This window comes from Mesorhizobium sp. ISC11, assembly GCF_037162595.1.
Lineage (GTDB): Bacteria > Pseudomonadota > Alphaproteobacteria > Rhizobiales > Rhizobiaceae > Mesorhizobium > Mesorhizobium ciceri.
On the sequence record NZ_JAVSPW010000001.1, the window covers coordinates 6,099,944 to 6,119,455 of the forward strand.

General features: G+C 61.8%; 20 protein-coding genes and 1 tRNA gene. 7 read left to right on the plus strand and 14 right to left on the minus strand.

Translation table 11 applies throughout. The features are described from left to right. Positions 1-78: 78 nt before the first annotated feature. The 6 genes from RPF88_RS29530 to RPF88_RS29555 are packed head-to-tail and all read right to left on the minus strand — an operon-like array spanning position 79 to position 6,512. Complete coding sequence (locus RPF88_RS29530; RefSeq protein WP_013529701.1) at positions 79-1,332, minus strand: ABC transporter substrate-binding protein; 1,254 nt, start codon at positions 1,330-1,332, stop codon at positions 79-81. 57 nt (positions 1,333-1,389) lie between these two features. After that, complete coding sequence (locus RPF88_RS29535; protein WP_337123691.1) at positions 1,390-2,901, minus strand: aldehyde dehydrogenase family protein; 1,512 nt, start codon at positions 2,899-2,901, stop codon at positions 1,390-1,392. Positions 2,902-2,910: 9 nt separating this feature from the next. Continuing rightward, positions 2,911-3,687: an enoyl-CoA hydratase/isomerase family protein gene (locus RPF88_RS29540; protein WP_337123692.1), complete on the minus strand. Its 777-nt coding sequence runs from the start codon at positions 3,685-3,687 to the stop codon at positions 2,911-2,913. Further along, a complete protein-coding gene (locus RPF88_RS29545) occupies positions 3,680-5,281 on the minus strand; it encodes an acyl CoA:acetate/3-ketoacid CoA transferase (RefSeq protein ID WP_127370818.1) in 1,602 nt (533 codons plus the stop codon). The genes RPF88_RS29540 and RPF88_RS29545 overlap by 8 nt, the downstream gene beginning before the upstream one ends. Further along, positions 5,278-5,457 (minus strand): hypothetical protein, encoded by a 180-nt coding sequence (locus tag RPF88_RS29550; RefSeq protein WP_013529705.1) that lies wholly within the window; start codon positions 5,455-5,457, stop codon positions 5,278-5,280. Before RPF88_RS29550 ends, RPF88_RS29545 begins: the two co-directional genes overlap by 4 nt. Further along, entirely contained in the window at positions 5,454-6,512 is a 1,059-nt protein-coding gene (locus RPF88_RS29555) for a LacI family DNA-binding transcriptional regulator (RefSeq protein ID WP_024502745.1), read from the minus strand. The genes RPF88_RS29550 and RPF88_RS29555 overlap by 4 nt, the downstream gene beginning before the upstream one ends. Positions 6,513-6,750: 238 nt before the next feature. Between RPF88_RS29555 and RPF88_RS29560 the strand changes: the two genes are divergently transcribed. Continuing rightward, positions 6,751-7,905: a dihydrodipicolinate synthase family protein gene (locus tag RPF88_RS29560; protein ID WP_337123693.1), complete on the plus strand. Its 1,155-nt coding sequence runs from the start codon at positions 6,751-6,753 to the stop codon at positions 7,903-7,905. A gap of 55 nt (positions 7,906-7,960) precedes the next feature. Here RPF88_RS29560 and RPF88_RS29565 read toward each other — a convergent pair whose 3' ends face one another. Beyond that, entirely contained in the window at positions 7,961-10,228 is a 2,268-nt protein-coding gene (locus RPF88_RS29565; protein ID WP_337123695.1) for an alginate lyase family protein, read from the minus strand. A 129-nt stretch (positions 10,229-10,357) separates the two neighbouring features. Continuing rightward, positions 10,358-10,648: a hypothetical protein gene (locus RPF88_RS29570; RefSeq protein ID WP_337123696.1), complete on the minus strand. Its 291-nt coding sequence runs from the start codon at positions 10,646-10,648 to the stop codon at positions 10,358-10,360. 175 nt (positions 10,649-10,823) lie between these two features. Between RPF88_RS29570 and RPF88_RS29575 the strand changes: the two genes are divergently transcribed. Next, positions 10,824-11,183, plus strand: a complete 360-nt coding sequence (locus tag RPF88_RS29575; protein WP_024502741.1) for a lysozyme inhibitor LprI family protein — start codon at positions 10,824-10,826, stop codon at positions 11,181-11,183. Positions 11,184-11,197: 14 nt separating this feature from the next. Then, positions 11,198-11,593, plus strand: a complete 396-nt coding sequence (locus tag RPF88_RS29580; protein ID WP_013529710.1) for a hypothetical protein — start codon at positions 11,198-11,200, stop codon at positions 11,591-11,593. Between the two features lie 85 nt (positions 11,594-11,678). On the opposite strand, the gene RPF88_RS29585 is transcribed toward RPF88_RS29580, so the two are convergent. Beyond that, positions 11,679-11,930: a hypothetical protein gene (locus RPF88_RS29585; RefSeq protein ID WP_337123697.1), complete on the minus strand. Its 252-nt coding sequence runs from the start codon at positions 11,928-11,930 to the stop codon at positions 11,679-11,681. A gap of 131 nt (positions 11,931-12,061) precedes the next feature. Further along, on the minus strand, positions 12,062-12,829 hold the full coding sequence (locus tag RPF88_RS29590) for a Stf0 family sulfotransferase (protein WP_337123699.1): 768 nt from the start codon (positions 12,827-12,829) through the stop codon (positions 12,062-12,064). Between the two features lie 403 nt (positions 12,830-13,232). On the opposite strand from RPF88_RS29590, the gene RPF88_RS29595 reads away from it, so the two are divergent. Further along, a complete protein-coding gene (locus RPF88_RS29595) occupies positions 13,233-13,439 on the plus strand; it encodes a hypothetical protein (protein ID WP_013529712.1) in 207 nt (68 codons plus the stop codon). A 274-nt stretch (positions 13,440-13,713) separates the two neighbouring features. On the opposite strand, the gene RPF88_RS29600 is transcribed toward RPF88_RS29595, so the two are convergent. Next, positions 13,714-13,788: transfer RNA gene (locus RPF88_RS29600), tRNA-Val, on the minus strand. A 116-nt stretch (positions 13,789-13,904) separates the two neighbouring features. Beyond that, positions 13,905-14,267, minus strand: a complete 363-nt coding sequence (gene cpdR, locus RPF88_RS29605; protein ID WP_006199474.1) for a cell cycle two-component system response regulator CpdR — start codon at positions 14,265-14,267, stop codon at positions 13,905-13,907. Positions 14,268-14,430: 163 nt separating this feature from the next. Here cpdR and RPF88_RS29610 point away from each other — a divergent pair, with 163 nt between their 5' ends. Both RPF88_RS29610 and hisN read left to right on the plus strand, forming a co-directional pair. Further along, positions 14,431-15,372 (plus strand): N-formylglutamate amidohydrolase, encoded by a 942-nt coding sequence (locus RPF88_RS29610; RefSeq protein WP_013529713.1) that lies wholly within the window; start codon positions 14,431-14,433, stop codon positions 15,370-15,372. A 301-nt stretch (positions 15,373-15,673) separates the two neighbouring features. Continuing rightward, a complete protein-coding gene (hisN, locus tag RPF88_RS29615; RefSeq protein WP_024502739.1) occupies positions 15,674-16,447 on the plus strand; it encodes a histidinol-phosphatase in 774 nt (257 codons plus the stop codon). A gap of 17 nt (positions 16,448-16,464) precedes the next feature. Here the strand turns inward: hisN and RPF88_RS29620 are convergent, their stop codons facing one another. Next, complete coding sequence (locus tag RPF88_RS29620; RefSeq protein ID WP_337123700.1) at positions 16,465-17,442, minus strand: alpha/beta hydrolase; 978 nt, start codon at positions 17,440-17,442, stop codon at positions 16,465-16,467. Positions 17,443-17,923: 481 nt separating this feature from the next. Between RPF88_RS29620 and RPF88_RS29625 the strand changes: the two genes are divergently transcribed. Continuing rightward, entirely contained in the window at positions 17,924-18,391 is a 468-nt protein-coding gene (locus RPF88_RS29625; RefSeq protein WP_013529716.1) for an Hsp20 family protein, read from the plus strand. 71 nt (positions 18,392-18,462) lie between these two features. On the opposite strand, the gene RPF88_RS29630 is transcribed toward RPF88_RS29625, so the two are convergent. Then, complete coding sequence (locus RPF88_RS29630) at positions 18,463-19,512, minus strand: threonine aldolase family protein (protein WP_013529717.1); 1,050 nt, start codon at positions 19,510-19,512, stop codon at positions 18,463-18,465.

The following is a 19,512-nucleotide window of genomic DNA, read 5'->3' on the forward strand; positions in this document are numbered from 1 at the left end:
AACCAGCTTCGCGGATCTATGTTCGCGGATCTGGGCCTTCCCCGCCGGAGCGGGGAAGGCGTTTTTGGCGCGTGGCGCTTACTTGGCGTCGTCGATCGCCTTGACCAGCTCGGTCACGGCTTCGTCCGAGGTCTTGATCTGACCATGGACGAATTTGGAGACGACATCCTTATAGGCATTGGCGACCGCCGGAGGCGCGCCATAGCCCTGGGCCAGCGAGCCGAACAGCGTGCCGCCTTCATTGGCTGCCTTCAGGTCGGCGATGCCCTTCTTGCCGCAAGCGTCGAAGTCGGTGTCCGGAACGTCGGTACGGGCCGGGACCGAACCCTTGACGACGTTGAAGGCCGACTGGAAGCTCTTCGACAGGGTGGCGGTGGCCAGCGCGACCTGGGCGGCCTTGCGATCGTCGGGAACATTGAACATGCCGAACATGTCGGAGTTGTAGATCACCGAGCCGTCGGTGCCCGGGAAGCGATAGCACAGGAAGTCTGTGCCCGGGGTCTTGTTGGCGGCGTGGAACTCGCCCTTCGCCCAGTCGCCCATGACCTGCACCAGGGCATCGCCCTTGATGACCATGGCGGTGGCAAGGTTCCAGTCGCGGCCCGAGAAGTTGGGGTCGACATAGGTGACGAGCTTGGCCAGATTGTCGAACGACTTCTTCATCGTGTCGGACTTCAGGGACTCGTCATCGAGGTCGTTGAAGGCCTTCTTGTAGAACTCGGGTCCGCCGGTCGACAGCACGACGGAGTCGAACATGGTGGCTTCCTGCCAGTTCTGGCCGCCGAGAGCGAGCGGGATCACGCCTGCCGCCTTGGCCTTGTCGAGCAGGGCAACGAAGTCGTCGAAGGTCTTCGGCTCGGTGCCGCCGATCTTGTCCAGGACGGCCTTGTTGATCCACAGCCAGTTGACCGAGTGAACATTGACCGGCGCCGCGACCCACTTGCCGTCATAGACCGAAAACTTCTGCAGGGCTGCCGGAACGGACTTGTCCCAGCCTTCCTTCTTCGCCGTTTCGGTCAGGTCGCCCATGACGCCGGCGGCTGCATAGTCGAGCACGGTGTAGCCGAGCATCTGCGAGGCGGTCGGATAATTGCCGGCCGCGACCATCGCCTTCAGCGCGGTCATGGCGGCATCGCCGCCGCCGCCGGCCACCGGCACGTCCTTCCAGGCATAGCCTTCCTTGGCCAGATCACCCTTGAGGACGTTGAGAGCAGCCGCTTCGCCGCCCGAGGTCCACCAATGCAGCATCTGGACTTCCTTGACGTCCTCGGCGTGGGCCGCGAAAGCCAGGCCCGACGCGAGAGCCGTTCCGATAAGCAGTTTGCGCAACATGTACTTCCTCCCTTGTTGCATTACACGACCGGCGGATGCCGCCGGGTTCTTCTCAACTCAGCCGACCCACCACCCGGTGCGCTGGCCGCGATGAAACTGGATTGTCTTTTCCTCGGTATAATCCTCGACGGCGCGTTTGCCGAGTTCGCGTCCGAGACCGGACTGCTTGTAGCCTCCGAAAGGCAGCTCGGGATAACCTTCCATGAATGTGTTCACCCAAACGGTTCCCGAACGCACGCCGCGCGCGACCGACATGCAAGTGTCGATGCTGGCGCTCCACACGCCCGCCGACAAACCATAGGGCGTGTTGTTGGCGATGTGCAACGCCTTTTCAATCGATTCAAAAGTCAGCACCGAGAGCACCGGGCCGAACACTTCCTCGCGCGCTATGGCCATGTCCTCGGTGACGCCGCGGATGATGGTGGGATCGAGGTATTGACCGATATTGGAGGCCAATTGCTTGCCTCCGCTGTAGATGCTGCTGCCCTCGGTCGCGGCTGCCGCAACGTAACCGGCCACCTTGGCCAAATGGTCGGACGAGATCATCGCGCCGACCTTGGTTTGGTCATCGAGCGGATCGCCGACCGTGACCCTGGCGGTAAGCGCCTTGGCGGTGCTGAGAAAATCGTCGGCGATCGCCTCGTGCACGATCAGCCGGCTGCCGGCATTGCAGCACTCGCCGGCATTGAAGAAGCCGCCGAACACCGCCGCATCGGCGGCCGCTTCGAGGTCGGCGTCCTGGAAGACGATCTGGCCGTTCTTGCCGCCGAGCTCCATCGAGACTTTCTTCAGCGACTGCGCGGCGGATGCCATCGTCATCTTGCCGACGCGGGTGGAGCCGGTGAACGAGACCATTTCGACCAGCGGGTGGCTGACCATCGGCGCACCGACATCGGCGCCAAGTCCGGCCAGGATATTGACGACGCCGGCGGGCAGGCCGGCCTGCATCAGGATGTCGCCGAGCACGAAGGTCGAGGCCGAGGTCATTTCGCTCGGCTTGACCACCGCCGTGCAGCCGGCGGCGAGCGCGAAGGGCAGTTTCTGGCTGACGATCAGGAACGGGAAATTCCACGGGGTGATGATCGAGACGACGCCGATCGGTTCGCGCAGGACGACACCCAGCATGGCGTCGCCGAGATTGGCGTAGGTTTCACCATGCAGGGTGCGGGCAAGCGAGGCGGCATAGCGCCAGATGTCGACGGCGCCGCCGATCTCGCCGCGTGCCTGGGCGATCGGTTTGCCCGATTCCAGTGCGTCGAGCCGGGCGATGTCTTCCAGCCGGCCCTCGATCAGATCAGCTGCCTTGAGCAGGATCGCGGCACGTTCGGCCGCCTTCATGCGCGGCCATGGACCCGTTTCGAAAGCCCTGTGGGCGGCAAGCACAGCGGCTTCCACTTCGGCCTCACCGGCCCGCGCATAGTGCGAGACGGTGAAGCCGTGGCCGGGGCTGTTTCGAGCAATCGTGCGGCCGTCGCGGGCATCGACATGCTTGCCGTCGATCAGCAGCTTGTAGCCTTTCGGGGCTTCGGCCGCCTCGGCCGGCATGGCGATCTTCAGGGGTGCGTTCATATGTTTGCTCTAGGATCTCGAAAAGGCCGGCTTCTGCTTGGCCTTGAAGGCATCGACGCCGGCCTTCAGATCGCCGGTCAGGGCGATGAAGCCGCTGGCCAGCGCTTCGGTGGCGGCGGCACTTTCCTCGCCTTCGGCGACCGCGATCATCAGCTTGGCGGCTTCCGTCGCCAGCGGGCCGCGCTCGGCGATCTTTTCCGCCCACGCCTTTGCTTCTTCGTGTGCGTTGCCAGTCGCGACCACCCGGTCGACGATGCCCAGGGCGAGTGCCTCGGGGGCGAGAAGGATCTCGCCGCCCAGCGCCATGCGGCGCACCGTCTGCGCGCCGAAGCGGCGCACGGCGCGCTGCGTACCGGACCAGCCGGGCACGACGCCAATCGAGGTTTCCGGGAAGCCTAATTTCATTTGTGTTTCCGCCACGCGCAAGTCGCAAGCCGCAGCCAGTTCCAGGCCGCCGCCCAGCGCATGGCCGGACAGGACGGCGATTGTCGGCTGCCGCAGCCGCGCCAAGCGGTCGAAGACGCGGTGGCCGTAGCGCACCCACTGCACCTGGAAATCGGCGGCACTCATCTGCGCCCAGGCTTCGACATCGCCACCGGCGCAAAAGCCCTTGCCTTCGCCGCGCAGCAGCACGACGCGGACGCCCTCGGCCATCTCGGCCGCGTCGAGCGCCGTCTCTAGCGCCCGCAGCATCGGAATGTCCAGTGCGTTGAATTTCTCCGGCCGGCGCAGCGTGATGGTACCGATGGCGCCATCCTGCTCGAAGGTGACGAGAGGCTCAGCCACGCGCGCCTCCGAGCGAGGCGCCGCCATTCAGCGACAGGCCTATCGGTTGCTCCTGATAGAGGGCTGCCGGTGTCGTCTTGAGGTCCCTGGCAACGCCCAACGGAATTTCCGACTGGGCCAGCACATCACGCTGCAGATCGATGCCGGGTGCGAGTTCTGTGACGACCAACCCCTCCGGCGTCAGCTTCATCACGCAGCGCTCGGTGACATAGGTGATGTCCTGTCCCTGCGCCACCGCGCGCTTGCCCGAAAACGAGATGTGCTCGACTTCGTTGACCACCTTCTTGACCTTGCCCTCGTGGTCGATGCGGATGCCGCCATCGGCCAGAGACAGCTTGGCGCCGGCATTGAAGAAGCCGGAGAAGACGATCTTCTTCGCCCGTGCGGTGATGTCGACAAAGCCGCCGGCGCCGGCGGTGACATGCGGCCGCGCCGAAAGCTTCGAAACATTCACAGAGCCGTGTCGATCGATCTGCAGGAAGGACAGCAGCGAGGCGTCGAAGCCGCCGGCCTGGAAATAGATGAACTGGTGCGGCGAGGGCATGAAGGCGTCGGCGTTCGATGAGCAGCCGAATTTGAAGTCGAGCAGCGGCACGCCGCCGACCGCGCCCTGTTCGATCACCCAGGTAATTTTGCCGTGCTGGCCTTCCTCGAGAAGGATGCGCGGCACATTGGCGGAAATGCCGAACCCGATATTGACGGCCATGCCGTCGCGCAACTCCATGGCGACGCGGCGCGCGATCACCTTCTGCACGTTCATCTCCGGCGTGCGGAAGCTCGACAGCGGCCGGAAGATTTCTCCGGAGATCGCCGGGTCGTAGGGTGTCAGCGTCGTCTGCAACTGGTCGGGCGCGACGACGATATGGTCGACCAGGACGCCGGGCACGCGCACGTCATGCGGTTTAAGCGTGCCGTTCTCGACGACGCGCTTGACCTGCGCGATGACGATGCCGCCATTGTTGCGGGCGGCGAGCGCCTGTTCCAGTCCGCCGAGATAGGCGCCCTCATGCTCGTAGGTGAGGTTGCCGCGCTCGTCGGCCGACGTGGCGCGGATGATCGACACCTGCGGCACGATGGAGCGGAAATAGAGCCATTCCTCGCCGTCGAACTGCTGCACCGAAACGATCGGCTCGCTGGCGGCGGCGTTCATGGCGCAGCCCTGGTGGCGCGGGTCGGCGAAGGTGTCGAGACCGACCTTGGTCAGCACGCCCGGCCGCTTGGCCGCGGCTTCGCGGTGCATATCGAACAGGATGCCGGACGGCACGTTGTAGGCGGCGACCGAATTGTCGCCGATCATCTTCCAGATCTGCGGCGGTTCGGAAGAGGAGGGGCCGGACGGGTAGGAGCCGCACAAGGTACGCTTCAGCAGTCCCGGCTTGGCCAGATGGTCGATGCCTTTGATGCCATACATGTCGCCGGCTGCGATCGGGTGCAGCGTGGTGATGTTCTTCGGATGGCCTTCTGCGTCGAAGCGTTCGCCGATCGCGGCGAGCACCGCATCGGGGCAGCCGAGGCCGCTCGACGAGGACACCGACACGACCATGCCGTCCTTGACCAGGCCGGCTGCCTGCGCCGCGGAGACCACCTTGCTCAATTCACACTCCCGAGCTTAGGCTCGATTGCGACCGCCTTGCCTGATTTCGCGGTTTGCAATGCTGCTTCAACTGACGCCGATGACCAGATGCTGTCCTCGCCTTGCGCGCGGATGGCGTTGATCATGAACTGCCTGACGATCGTGCTGGCACCGATCAAGCTCCATTTGACGCTCATGCAGCGCCTCCCGAACCGGCCGCCCTGTTTCGAATGCGGCGATCCGGGCCGCAGCTTTCCCTGACCACCAGATTGACCGCGCCGATATGGTCTTCGGCCCGTGTTGTGCGTGACTGGATCATTTTCAACATGACATGGGCGGCGCGTTCGCCAAGACCCGCCGAGTCCACCGCGACGCTGGTCAGAGCCGGCATGTAATGCTCGGCCTCGGCCACATCGTCGAAGCCGACGATGGCGAAATCAACTCCCGGCTCAAGCCCGCGCTTGCGCAGCGCCAGCATGGCGCCAAAGGCGACGGCATCGTTGAAGCAGAGTGCCGCGGTCGGCGGTTCAGCCATTGCGAGAGCAGTTTCGAGGCATGCGATACCACCTCTGCGGCTGGTCTCTCCCTCGACGACCAATGCGTCGCGGTCAGAGATGCCCTGCGTCTCGCAGGCTTCGCGAAATCCGCCAAGCCGCTCGTGATAGACGACGAGATCGGACGAGCCGCCGAAGAAGACCAGCCGGCGATGTCCCTTGCCGATCAGATGAGCGGTGGCGAGATAGGCGCCGCGATGATTGTCGGGCGCGATGACCGGAATGCGGCTCTCGGGAAGCCGGCGCATGGCGAAGACCACCGGCAGACCTGCCGTCTCGATCCGCCTGAAGGCGCCCGGCGTCGTGCCGCGAGCCGGCGACACGATGAGGCCGGCGACGCCTTGCTCCATCAGCGACTTCAGTACTTCTTCCTGGCGCACCGGATTTTCCGCCGTGTTGGCGATGAACGGCACGATGCCGGCCGACTGGAAGACCCGCTCCATGCCGACCGCCAGCTCCGCGAAGAAAGGATTGGTGAGATCGTTGATGACCATGCCGATGACGTTGGAGTGCGCCTTGCGCAGATTGGCGGCGCCGCGGTTGTAGACGTAACCGACATCCTCGATCGCCTTGCGCACCTTGCTCGCTGTTTCGGGCCGGATCAGTCCGCTGCCCTGGAGCACGAGCGATACCGTCGATTTGGACACGCCCGCCTCGCGGGCGATGTCGAATATCGTCGCCTTGGCCCGGTTGGCCATCCAGATGCATCCTCCCGACTGCAGGCCCAAAACTATTGGAACGTTCTAATCTCTGCTCCGCTCGTGAGTCAATCGGGATTTTTCCCGCGCCTCGAACAGCGATTGTGCGTACTCAAATGGCATGCTCCATAAGGCTTTCTTGTTGCAATGCAGCATTTCATCCTGCAGGGAGTTCGAATCTTAAAGGTCCTTGATTTATTGGAACGTTCCATTTAGTACGTTGCGGAGGGAGCGATGGATGGACATTTCCTTGCCTGGTGAGGGTGGCGGCAGCACCCGGTACACGCTGGTTGGCGAGCCCGTGCAGCCTGACATCGGCGCGCGATTTTCGCGTATCGCCTATGCCGCCGCGCACGTCGTTGCCGATCCGCTCGCCATGACCGATCCGTGGTCCAGACCGGTGATCGACTGGGAGAGGACGATGGCGTTCCGTCACCATCTGTGGCGGCTGGGCTTTCGCATCGCCGAAGCGATGGACACGTCGCAGCGCGGCATGGGCTTCGACTGGGCAAACGCGCAGGAATTGATCCGCCGCTCGATCGCCGAGGCGCGCACGGTCGATGGCGCCGATCTCGCCTCGGGCGCCGGCACCGACCATCTGGCGCCCGCCGCCGCCAAAACAATCGATGACGTCATCAAGGCCTATGAAGAGCAGTTCGCTTTTATCGAAGGGCTCGGCGGCAAGGCGATCATGATGGCCAGCCGGGCGTTGGCGGCAGTTGCCAAAGGGCCGGACGACTATGTCAGGGTCTACGACCGCATCCTGTCACAGTCCTCCGGCAAGGTCATCCTGCACTGGCTGGGCGACATGTTCGATCCGGCGCTCAGGGGCTATTGGGGCAGCGAGAATTTCGAGGTCGCTCTCGATACAGTCGTTGCCATCATCGAATGCCACGTTGGCAAGGTGGAGGGGATAAAAATCTCACTGCTCGATGCCGGCAAGGAGGTCGCGCTGAGGAACCGTCTGCCGGACGGCGTCGTCATGTTCACCGGCGACGATTTCAATTATCCCGAACTGATCGCCGGCGACGAGAAAAGGCACTCGCACGCATTGCTGGGTATTTTCGACGCGATTGCGCCGGTTGCCAACGCGGCGCTGGCGAAACTGGCGGAAGGCGACCGCGCCGGCTTTGACGCGTTGATGGCGCCGACCGTGCCGCTGTCGCGAAAGATCTTCGAGGCGCCGACCGAGTATTACAAAGCCGGCATCGTCCTCATGGCCTGGCTGAACGGCCATCAGGATCATTTTGCGATGGTCGGCGGTATGCAGTCGGCGCGCGGCATCCGTCACTATGCCGACGTGTTCCGCCTTGCCGACCAGGCCGGATTGCTGGCCGATCCGGAACTGGCGGTGACCAGGATGAAGAGCCTTTGCACCGTCGCGGGTGTTTGAAGCGCGGAAAGTGGTTCTCATCATCGACGTAACAGGCCAGGAATGCCGGGCGTCGCTAATGTCTCCGCCACAGCCAAAAAGGCGCGATTGCCTCGTCTGGATGAAAAATGGGCTTGGTCGCCCTTCCCAGATCGGCAGGTGGCATTCCTGCGGGATCATGGTGCGTCAGGTCGAGAAGCAGCGGCCCAAGCCGATCCGGATCGACAGTTTCGGCCGACATGGTGTGTGGCTTGTTCTCGTGCGCAACAAGCCAGTGCAGCGCCTGGACCAGTCCCAGCCCCTCGGCTGTCTTGTGTTGCCAGAGATTGTCACCGACCGAAGACAGGACACGGGCCAGCGACGTCCAGCCTTGCAAGGTAAACATGGCGTAGTGCCTGGGGCGCGTGCGGGACAGTTCCCTGGGCAAGGAGCCATCGGCTGCGATCTGGGTTGCTAGTCTCTCCCGAGCATAGAGGCTGATCTTGGCCAGGGTGGCGCTGTCGCCAAGAAACGTGGCGATCGATGCCCGCTGCAAATCGTAATATGTTCCTTGGTTGCTGCTGCTGCAGAAGGCCGTCGCGGCTGCCGGCGCGGTGTCCAGCCATTCGCAGTAGGAACCGAGCCAGGCTCTGAACGCCTCGCGATCCTCGTCGCCCAGTACTCCTGTTCCCTCGAGCAGGCGTACGGCATCCAGGAAGAAATAGAAATCCTTCAGCTCGATGATGCCGTGGCCGGACCCTTCATTGTTGTCGTGGCCCGACCGCACCTGCGCATAGCGCAAATGCGGGTTCATTCTTGTCCTGGGATCGATAAACCATGCGCGAATGAGCCTGGCGGCGTGGACGGCATAATGATGTCCATCAAGCACGGTTGCGGCGAGCGCAAGCACGGTTGTGTCGTCGAAGACGCGCTGCAAGCGTGTGCGATCGTAGGTTTCGCTTCCTGCTGCATACAATGCCGTGCCGGGCACGCGTTCGCCATCGCGCCGGATATAGGGCAGGCCGTCGGGTCTGTCGGGGTCGGGCCACCAGTAAGGCGCGGGGTGAAAATAGTCCTGGGGATCCCCGCTGGGGGCTAGGCCAGTCTTGTCGAGCACGCTGAACGGACCGCGGGCGAGTGCCTGTCCGGCCGCGGTTTCGAGATGGTGCAGGATGGGCCCGTCCTTCACCGCGTGGGCCAGGGCGTCTTCGTCATAAAAGGCCAGGCGGGAGGCATCAAGCCGAGCGGCGACTGCCTTGGCGTCACATTGATCGACCATATCGACGATCGCCTGATCGCGGCTGACCAGACGCGCGACGAAGCCGGCCTTGCCGATCTCCAGATGCGAACGCCCTGAATCCAGGCGCGCCACCCAGCCCGCTTTCTGGAGCAGCCCGGCATCCGCTGCCCGGACCGGGCGTGGAAAATCCCAGGCATCGTCGCGGTAGCGGTCCCAGGGGCCGGGAACTGCCAACCGCCACAGCATCTCGATTTTTGGCCGCCTTCCGTAACCATAGTTTTCGTCGAACAGGTGCGTGGTATCGGCTCGAAATATGATCTGCGGCTCCTCCTCGGCCGGCGGCTGGAAGCTCTGGTCCAGCAGAAGCGCATTGTCGACAATGCGCGCCATGGGCACCACAGCGTAGGGAAGGTGCGGGTTTTTCTCGATCGCGGACCGTATCCGCTGGAACGCAGAGTCTGTCAGGTAGCAGTTCCCGTCCCAGGGCATCAGCCATTTTGCCCTGTCGCGGGCAATCGCGAGCGCGGCGTTGCGAGCCCCATTGTTGTTCATCACATAGAGGTTCTTGCTGCGGCGGATGTGCGTTTCGTAACGCGCGGACTGTCCGCTCGCCCGGCCCTTCTCTGAGAATCGGAGGTCGCCGGCAACAAGCTGCTCGACGTCCCAGGATATCTTCCGGTACTGATCGAGTTCGAAGGGGATTGTATGAAAATTCTGGCGGCGGCTTTCGAGCAGGCCGATGATCCGGGCTTCCTCGTCGGTGTCGACTATTCGATTGACGATCCAGAATTTTTCGCAGGCGTCGAAGACCGGTTCGTTGTCCAGAATGAACAGCACGTTGTCGAATGACTGGCCCTTGCGGTGTCGCGGTTCCAGATCATTGCCGATGATCCGGACAAGCATGAAGCTGTCGGCAATCTGCGAGATCGGCGACGCCGTGTAAGTCTCGCGGGCGGCCTCGATCCGCTTGCCGAGTCCGCGCCGGTATTCAGCATTCTGCTTTGCGGAAATGAGCGCGTTGCCCAATGTCGACCACGGCGACCGCAATTGCGTGCGCACACGGTTCAGTTCGCGATATATCTTCGGCCAGGACGATAGTTTTATCCTACCGGACTGTGAACTCATGACGGCACGCAGGGAGACCGGATCCCGATCACCGCCTCGGGGATGCGCGCGGTTTCGCCAATCATTCCGACTTCGATTCCGGACCATTTCTGAGCGTGAGGCGACCAAGCCCTGAATTGTGCGACACGATCAATCATGGAAAACGTCTCTCGCATGTAACGTTGCAAATGTCCTGTTACGTTCTGCTGCATAAGTGACGGCAGGTTGCCAGGCAACGCCGACAGGACAATGCGATAAATCAAATCCGAAAACCACATAGCATGGCAAATGCCCCGGCATCGGCGATTCGCCTTCACGCAAAGGCAAGCTCGCAAAAGATGCGCCGGTGATCGCAATTTTCTTGGAACCAATCCTCCTGGCGCGCGACCAAGCGATGTGTCCAAACATGGTCAGCTTGTGGCGGCCGCATTCGACCGCCATTGCATCGAATGCATGAGTTATCTGCCACTCCCCGCATATCACCTCACGGCCCTAGCCTCGTCCGTCCTGCATTGTTGAACCCGACAACCCTTTGCTTACTATATGGTTTTCCAGGCCTTGCCGGCTGCTCCTATGCGTGCTTACTTGTGGTTGTTTTCATGAGGGGGATACAATCATGCGTTTTCTACTTGCTGCGGTCGCCATGCTGTCGTTCGCCGCCACCGCGGCTCTGGCCGATCCAGCTTCGGACTTCAAAAGAGCCGATCAGGCATTGAACCAGACCTTCAAGCAAATCCAGAAGCGGCTTACGGATGATTCCGACGGCAAGGCACGGTTCGTGAAAGCGCAGAGAGCGTGGATTGCGTTCCGCAACGCCGAATGCACGTTTCAATCCAGCGGTGACGATGGTGGCTCCGCGGCGCCGATGGTTGCCGCTGCTTGTCAGGCTGACCTGACCAAGGCCCGCACCAGGCAGTTGAAGGCCTACCTGAACTGCCAGGAGGGTGACCTCTCTTGCCCGGTGCCATCAGAATAATCTGGAGTGACAAAATGCCGAATTTCAAGATGAGATATGTGCTGATCGCGCTTGTGCCGTTGGCGGTTGCCGGTTGCGTCAGCGCTGAGGATCAGCGCGCAATGGATCAGCAACAGTGCGCGTCTTACGGCTACAGGCCAGGAACCAACAGGTTTGCCGACTGCATGATGCAACAGACCTCACAACGTTCAGAAGATGAGCAGCGCTCATTGGATCGCATGGCCGCGCAAGAACAGAGAGACAAGGATCGCAAGGAAGCGCGTCGAAAGGACGACAGCTACATCGATCCAAGGCCGAGTTACGACAAGGACGGCAATCCGAATTTCGACACTCAAGGCAATTACCAAGGGTGTCACGGCGCGGGATGCTTGGTCGACAATCCAGACAATAACGATGACGATGACCAGTAGGCTGGCTCCGCGAGGCTCTCCTTCCTGCCCCCTATAGTTCGGACCTCAACCCAATCGAGAAACCACCCTTCGCCAACTTCAAGCACTACATGCGGCGTTGCGCCAGGTGCAGGCTGGAAGTCAATCTAAATGTGAACCGCTCTACCTCGGCGAACAGCCGGGAAATGCCGATCCTGCACACGCGATCCGCGATTCCATCAGCTTGAAGGATGGTTCCGGAACTTTTTGCCGCAATGGCAGGTTCGAGCGACATGACGAAACTATCTGACCCTGGCCCGCCGTTCCCAGCAAGCTGCACGGCGGCCAGGATATCCCGGAAGAGAGCATTTCTATCCATTCTCATACCGCAGGCAGAAGGTTGACCAGTGCGATTTACTCCAGGTGTTCTGGAGGAAGAGCCGGGGCATTGAGCGCTGAACCGAGCCAGCTGCAACGATCATCGAACTCCCCCGAAGAAAGTGCCTGCCTCTAGAAGCGCTTTCGGATCAGGGGCCGTTTCAGGGCAAAGCGGGCGATATTGTCGAGCGTTCTTGGCACCGCCATCTCCCCGATGCCCTCAATGGCGCCCTTGGCCGCTGCGTCCTCACGAAAGCGCACTATCCATTCTTCCGTGAGGCTGTCCCGTTGAATAGTGAATCTCGAATTGGCGGTGTCTTCCGGGACCTGGACGCCCATATAATCCGCCACAGCTTCCAGATAGGGCCGTGGGTCTTGCTGCAAATCTTCGTAGATGAATTGACGACAATCCAGCCCCGCAAGTTGTAGGTAGGACCTCCAGAACGCATAGCTTCGATCAATCTGGAAATACGCTTGGCTGATGTCGGCGAAGCTATAAGGAACAGAGCGCGGATTGACTTTCCCTTCGTGCCGGCTCGTCCACACTCCAGACATCCTAGCTCGGTAGAACGAAATAGCTTGCTGAATTCGGTCGCGACGTTCCAACAAAATGAATTCCAAGCCGTGTTTTCTTCGAATCTCGAATAGAAAATCCTTTCCGAATTTCTCCTTACACCAGGCCAGATGGCGCGGAAACAACTTGATCGCAAACCGCCCGTTGTCGGTCGACGCTCTCTCGATGACCGCTTTTTCAAGATCATCATAGGTGCGGGGATCGAAACGTAGATAGGCCGGATCAAGCCATTCCTCCGACCGTCCCATCAGGCCAGTTGCGTTCGTCAGGCTTCCCAGCCAGTTCGAACCGCTTCTTCCCTCTGTAAGAATCGCAACGCCTCGCATAAACTCCTCACTTCACCTTGTCCCGGAACGCATGCCGCAAGGCCCGCTTACCTTCAACCCAAATCAGTGCTGCGTTCCCGCCCCAGGTCCAGGAACACCGTGCTCAGCTTATTGCCGCCGTGATCTTCGTTGCCATCTTGTCGGCATCACCAGGGCTTTGGCCGGATTCCAGACCAGATGACCACGCAATTCATCTAGGACGCCGCATCGGCCGCCATCGTCATCGTGGGCGTGTTCGCCGTCGCCGACACGTCGCCACGCGATTGCTGCGCCTGCCCAGGAGTGTCCTCTGTCGAACAACCGTGAGGGTTGTTTTCGCCGCCATCACTATTTTTGTGAACCAATTCACCCGAGGCGCGACCAAGTGATGTGTCCAAACATGGTTCATCAAAGAGAACGTCTTATGTTTACTGTCTCGAGAAACGTCTTTTTGGCCGCCATCGCCGTTTCGGTGCTGGCCGGCTGCAAGACAACCGCTCCCAGGGAATGCGACAAGCTGAAGCCTGGCGTCACCTATAACGGCAAATGCTGCGGCATCGGCGAGCCTTGCCGCGAAGGCAAGGGCGGCGGCGACAGGCCGGGAAATACGCCTGATCCAGCGCCGCAATGATCTGATTGCGTGTCGCCCGTTCCGGTCAGCGCTGGGACGGGCGCGTTGCGCTCGAAAGCTCGCCAACGTCCAGCCTCCCCTTGAGGCACCGAAATCGTCCACCTCTGTGTGACGCGCCCCCTGGACGGCCCTGTGCCACGCTGTGCCCAGCTTATCCCAAGTGAGGCGTTCTTCCGCCAGCACCTCGACGCTGCTCATCCCGCGCGTCATGCCCACGCGCTTTGTCTGGCGAGCCGGCCAGCATGTCGATCCAAGTCTGATTTGTCTGGTTGGATGGTGGGCGTGACAGGGATTGAACCTGTGACCCCTGCAATGTCAATGCAGTGCTCTCCCGCTGAGCTACACGCCCATCCGAAGCCGCGCATACACCATTTTTGATCCAGCGCGTCAATAGCAGGAAAAAGGAAAGAAGGCGTCGTCTCGCCGCAGTGGCGAAGAGGTGCGGCGCCTCGCCTAGAAAACGGCTCAGGCCGCCTGCAGCATCTTCTCCACCTCGTTGACGAGGTCGCGCAGATGGAATGGCTTCGACAGCACCTTGGCGTCTTTCGGCGCCTTGGAATCCGGGTTCAACGCAACGGCGGCGAAACCGGTGATGAACATGACTTTCAGATCGGGATCGATCTCGGTGGCGCGGCGCGCCAGCTCGATGCCGTCCATCTCCGGCATGACGATGTCGGTCAGCAGCAGCGAGAACGGCTCTTCGCGCAGCCGCTCATAGGCGCTGGCGCCATTGTCGAAATCGCTGACCTGGTAACCGGCGCGCTCCAGCGCCTTGACGAGGAACCGACGCATATCGTCGTCGTCTTCCGCCAGAAGAATGCGTGCCATGATATCCTGTCCGAATCACCCGCCCGAGATTGCCGTTGGGCAAGCCCGTTAACCATCCTGTATATGAGGAGGTGAGGGTAAACATCAAGTGAACGCGGACGGCGATGATCCATATTTGCCGCGGGTGTGCCGCCGCTGAAATGCTGGACACGCGGCCTGCAAGGTGGCACTTTCACATCATGATGCACTGGTGTTTTCGGGTTCGTTCAAATTGAAGACGGCAGCCGAGGATTTTTCGGTCTTTCCACCCTTCGAAATCCGGTCGGGCGCCGAGCAGCGCGTCCCCTTCCTCTTCAACTCGCCGCATAGCGGCCGCTACTATCCCGAACGCTTCCTGGCCATGGCAAGGCTGGACCGCAACGCCATCCGCCGGTCGGAAGACTGTTACGTCGATGAGCTGTTCGGCGGTGCCGTGGCGCTCGGCGCGCCGCTGCTGGCGGCGAATTTTCCGAGGGCCTATCTCGACGTCAATCGCGAGCCGTGGGAGCTCGATCCTCGCATGTTCGCCGAGCCAGTGCCGTCCTTCTGCAACATCCGCTCGGCGCGGGTGGCGGGTGGGCTTGGCACGGTGCCGAAGCTGGTCGGCGAGGGGCTCGACATCTATTCCGGCCGCCTGCCGCTGTCGGAAGCCGTTGCCCGGATCGAAACCGTCTACAAGCCCTATCACGAGACGCTGAAGCGGCTTTTGACCCGGACCCATGCGCGGTTCGGTTTTGCCGTGCTGATCGACTGTCATTCGATGCCGGCGAGCATCCGTGTCGGCGACAGCGGGCTGCGGCCCGACTTCATCATCGGCGACCGTTTCGGCATCTCGGCAACCGCCGCCCTGACCGAGACCGCGATCGGCCTGCTCAGCGCCATGGGCTATTCGGTTGCCCACAACAAACCCTATGCCGGCGGCTTCATCACCGAGCATTACGGCCGCCCGGCGCGCCATCTGCATGCGCTGCAGATCGAGGTCAATCGCGGGCTCTACATGAACGAACGGACATTCGAGAAGGCCGCCGGCTTCGATGCGCTGGCCGACGATCTGACGCGGTTCTCAGCCGACCTGATGTCGATGCCCGACCATCATTTCATCGACCTGCCGCTGGCCGCGGAGTGAAATCGCGGCGTAAAAAAAGACCGCATCGTTTGCACGATACGGTCGAAGTCTAGGGAGGAAACGCCCAAGGAGGGCATGGACAGGAAACCCTGTCCGAGGTCAAGGGTATTGTGCGTTGCACAAATGTCAAGCGACCTTCAGGCTTTTTTAATTCACTCTGATGTGGAAATTGCGTTTCGACGACGCTTATGTGACATCCGGGCAACAGATGCCGTCGCGGAGAAGTCGTCGAACACACTTGTTTTGGTACGAAATTGGCGGCAGAGCACGGCTCGGACATGCTGCAGTGCGGGAGAATCAGTTGGACATCAGTGTCGATTTCATGCGCCGCATCGCGCAGGTGGCGGCGGCGGAGACCTTGCCGCGCTTTCGTGCCCAGGGCGCGGTCGCCAACAAGGAACAGGGCAGTTTCGATCCGGTCACCGAGGCCGATCGCGAGGCCGAGCGCGCTATCCGGGCGTTGATCTCTGCCGAGTATCCCGACCATGGCATTCTTGGCGAGGAGCATGGCAGCGAGAACATTTCGAGCCGGCATGTCTGGGTGATCGACCCGATCGACGGCACGCGCGCCTTTATTTCCGGCCTGCCGGTGTGGGGCACGCTGGTCGGGCTGACGGTCGACGGTGACGCCGTTGCCGGCATGATGGCGCAACCCTTCACCGGCGAGCTGTTCTACGCCAACGCCTCAGGTTCGCACTATGAGGGGCCGGGCGGGCCGCGAAAACTGACGACCCGCAAGACGACGAAGTTGGACCAGGCGACGCTGTTCACCACCACGCCGGCGCTATTCAAAGGCGAAGCGCGCAACCGTTACGATGCATTCGAAAGACAGATCCAACTCGCCCGCTATGGCGCCGATTGCTATGCCTTCGCCATGATCGCTTCGGGAAGCGTCGATATCGTCGCCGATCCCGGTTTGAAGCCATACGACATCGTGGCGCTGATCCCGATCATCGAGAAGGCAGGCGGTGTGGTCACCACATTCGATGGCGGGCCTGCGGAAAAGGGCGGCGATGTCCTGGCGGCTGCAACGCCGGAACTCCACGCAGCTGCCATGGCTGCCTTGCGCGGCTGACCAGCGACCGGCGGCCGTCAGGCCGTGGGGTCGTCGCTGCCGGGAATGAAGGCGTCGAAGGCGGCGAGCAATTGCTCGCGGTAGATGTCGGCTTCCTGCAGGATTTCGTGGCGGGAGCCGTCGATCATCAGCAATGAACCGAGCCGCAGACGCCTGGCGTAGGCTTCGACAGCCCTGGTCGAGACGACCTGGTCGGCGCCGGCGGCGATGATCAGCAGCGGGACCTGGATCCGGGCCATGAAGTCGGGGTCGTTGACGGCTTCCGAAGCTTTCGCGGCTGCCCGCAGCCAACGGATCGTCGGCCCGCCAAGCGCCAGTTGCGGGTATTCTTCATAGATCCGTGTGTTGCGCCGATAGCGTTCCGGGTCCGATGTCAGCTTGTTGGTCTCGAAAGGGGCCGTTACCCTCGGCCGCGGACCCCAGGCGGCATAGAGCCGGCCGAGGCCGAGAGCGCAGAACAGGGAACAGACGCGGCGAACCGTCGAGATCGAGACCGGCAGGTCGGGCAGCGTCAGGAAAGGCGCGATCAGCACCATGCGCCGGACGCGGTTCACCATCGACGGCGCGGCCAGCAGGGTGATCAATGCGCCTGCCGAATGGGCCAGGATGTAGTAGGGTCCGCGGCAATCGGGCAGCACGATCTCCTCGAAGAACTGTTCGAGGTCGGCGGTGTAGTCGCGGAAGCTGCTGACGTAGCCGCGCTGGCGATCGCGGATCAGCCGGTCTGAATCGCCCTGGCCGCGCCAGTCGAGCGTGGCGACGCCAAAGCCACGATCGGCAAGGTTGCGGATGGTTTCGAAATATTTCTCGATGCACTCGTTGCGGCCGGTGAGCAGGACCACGGTGCCCTTCATCGGGCGAGCGACCGCGCCGAACAGGCCGTAGCGGATATTCTTGCGGTCACGCGTGGTGAAGAAGCCGCCGGTGGCGTTTTCCGGCCGCGGATTGCCCTCGATTTCGTGAAAAAGGGAGTTTTCGGTGAAAAGATCCGTCATTCGGCGCTTCGTGCTCGGCGTCTCGCATGCCCGCCTGCGCTGGCCGGCTCCGCTAAGGTGATAGACGCCCATGCGCCAAAAGCCAAGGAATTCCCGGTGACTGACTGGGCTGCAACAGGGAAGGCCGGAAGCCGCTTGAAAGCGTGCTTCCGGTCTCTGTCGATCCGGGAGGAAGGGACGTTACACCCGGTCGGCCTCGTTGCGGTGCCTGTTGTGCAATCGGCGCCGCCAGTCCTTGATCGTGGAATGGACTTTAGCGCCGGCTGCCTGAACGCGCGCCGAAGTGCCGGTTCATCTGCCGTTCATCAAGGGTCCGGCCGCCGTGGCTTTTGCCGCCAGGTGAAATCTTGAAATGCTTTCCAGCGCTCCCCAAATGTCTCGTGCGGTCGCCAATGTCGGGGCCGCTGGCCCACCCGAAACGCCGCTCAAGGGTTTCGCACCGGCCATACGCAAACCATGTTGCTCAACAGGAGAACACCTCATGCGTCACGTTGATTTTTCCCCGCTTTATCGCTCGACCGTCGGCTTCGATCGTCTGTTCACGATGCTCGATTCGCTTGCGCAGCCGGATGGCGCGCAGACCTACCCGCCCTACAACATCGAGCGCACCGGTGAGGATTCCTACCGGATCTCGATGGCGGTTGCCGGCTTCTCTGACGAGGAAATCTCGATCGAAGCCCATCGCAACGTGCTGACCGTCAAGGGTGAGCGCAAGGACGAGGGCACCGGCGAAGGCTCTGAACTGCTCTATCGCGGCATTGCCTCGAGAGCCTTCGAACGCCGCTTCCAGCTTGCCGACCACGTCGAAGTTGTCGGTGCTTCGCTGAAGAACGGCCTGCTGTTCGTCGACCTCAAGCGCAACATCCCCGAGGAGCTGAAGCCGCGCAAGATCGCCATTACGGCATCTTCGGCCAAGGCCAAGCAGATCGAGGCCAAGACCGCTGCCTAAAGTACAAGTCTCCTCCCGAGACGGAAGCGGCGCCGAAAGGCGCCGCTTTTTTGTTGTCGGGGATTTCGGTATCAGGCGATCAGCTGGCCAAAACGGTCGACCTCATCGGCCGTCGTCGCGAAGCTGGTGACGAAGCGATACAGCAACTCGTCCTCGCTGATGTGGCCGTCAAAGCCGTGCGGCTTGTGCCAATCATAGAACGCCGCACCCGCTGCCTGCAGCTTTTCAGCTTCGGCTTTCTTGATCACAGCGAAAACCTCGTTTGCCTGCGGCAGCCATGCCAGCTTTGCCGTGGCCGAATCCTCGATCGCGGCGGCAAGGCGTGCGGCCATGGCGTTGGCGTGGCGGGCGGTGTCCAGCCACAATCCGTCTTTGAAATAGGCCTCGAACTGCGCCGCGACGAAGCGCGATTTCGAAAACAGCTGGGCGGCGCGCTTGCGCAGGAACGCCAATTCCCTGGCACGATCAAGATCGAACAGCACGATCGCTTCGGCGCACCAGCAGCCATTCTTGGTGCCGCCGAAGGACAGGATGTCGACGCCGCGTTTCCAGGTCATTTCGGCTGGCGACGTGTCGAGCGCGACCAGCGCATTGGCAAAGCGGGCGCCGTCCATGTGCAAGGGCACCGAATATCGTTTGGCGATCGCCGCGATCGTCTCGATCTCATCCAGGCCGTAGATGGTGCCGACCTCGGTCGACTGGGTGATCGAAACGGCCATCGGCCGTCCCCAATGGACGATTTCCGGTGCGAAACGGCCGATGGTCCTTTCCAGATTGTGCGGATCGATCTTGCCCAGCGCGCCATCGATCTCATGCAGGCGTGAGCCGCCGGAAAAATACACCGGCGCGCCGCATTCGTCCTCGATGACATGCGATTCGCGATGAGCAAAGGAAATGCCGCCCGGCTTGTTGTAAGCGGTCAGCGCCAGCGAGTTGGCGGCCGTGCCGGTGGCGACGAAGAACACCGCGACCTCGCGTTCGAAAATCTCGCTGAAGCGCTGGTAGACTGCCTGGTCGAGCGCTCCGTCGCCATAGGCGGTGGAAAAGCCGCCGGCATTGGCCGACAGGCCGGCGGCAATGTTGGGGTGGGCGCCTGCCCAATTGTCGGAAGCGAAGAACAT

Bases quoted from the DNA above. Each gene is read 5' to 3' on its own strand.
- RPF88_RS29530 (WP_013529701.1), bottom strand. From the start codon at position 1,332: ATGTTGCGCAAACTGCTTATCGGAACGGCTCTCGCGTCGGGCCTGGCT.
- RPF88_RS29535 (WP_337123691.1), bottom strand. From the start codon at position 2,901: ATGAACGCACCCCTGAAGATCGCCATGCCGGCCGAGGCGGCCGAAGCC.
- RPF88_RS29550 (WP_013529705.1), bottom strand. From the start codon at position 5,457: ATGAGCGTCAAATGGAGCTTGATCGGTGCCAGCACGATCGTCAGGCAG.
- RPF88_RS29555 (WP_024502745.1), bottom strand. From the start codon at position 6,512: ATGGCCAACCGGGCCAAGGCGACGATATTCGACATCGCCCGCGAGGCG.
- RPF88_RS29560 (WP_337123693.1), top strand. From the start codon at position 6,751: ATGGACATTTCCTTGCCTGGTGAGGGTGGCGGCAGCACCCGGTACACG.
- RPF88_RS29565 (WP_337123695.1), bottom strand. From the start codon at position 10,228: ATGAGTTCACAGTCCGGTAGGATAAAACTATCGTCCTGGCCGAAGATA.
- RPF88_RS29570 (WP_337123696.1), bottom strand. From the start codon at position 10,648: ATGGCGGTCGAATGCGGCCGCCACAAGCTGACCATGTTTGGACACATC.
- RPF88_RS29575 (WP_024502741.1), top strand. From the start codon at position 10,824: ATGCGTTTTCTACTTGCTGCGGTCGCCATGCTGTCGTTCGCCGCCACC.
- RPF88_RS29580 (WP_013529710.1), top strand. From the start codon at position 11,198: ATGCCGAATTTCAAGATGAGATATGTGCTGATCGCGCTTGTGCCGTTG.
- RPF88_RS29585 (WP_337123697.1), bottom strand. From the start codon at position 11,930: ATGGATAGAAATGCTCTCTTCCGGGATATCCTGGCCGCCGTGCAGCTT.
- RPF88_RS29590 (WP_337123699.1), bottom strand. From the start codon at position 12,829: ATGCGAGGCGTTGCGATTCTTACAGAGGGAAGAAGCGGTTCGAACTGG.
- RPF88_RS29595 (WP_013529712.1), top strand. From the start codon at position 13,233: ATGTTTACTGTCTCGAGAAACGTCTTTTTGGCCGCCATCGCCGTTTCG.
- cpdR (WP_006199474.1), bottom strand. From the start codon at position 14,267: ATGGCACGCATTCTTCTGGCGGAAGACGACGACGATATGCGTCGGTTC.
- RPF88_RS29620 (WP_337123700.1), bottom strand. From the start codon at position 17,442: ATGACGGATCTTTTCACCGAAAACTCCCTTTTTCACGAAATCGAGGGC.
- RPF88_RS29625 (WP_013529716.1), top strand. From the start codon at position 17,924: ATGCGTCACGTTGATTTTTCCCCGCTTTATCGCTCGACCGTCGGCTTC.
- RPF88_RS29630 (WP_013529717.1), bottom strand. From the start codon at position 19,512: ATGTTCTTCGCTTCCGACAATTGGGCAGGCGCCCACCCCAACATTGCC.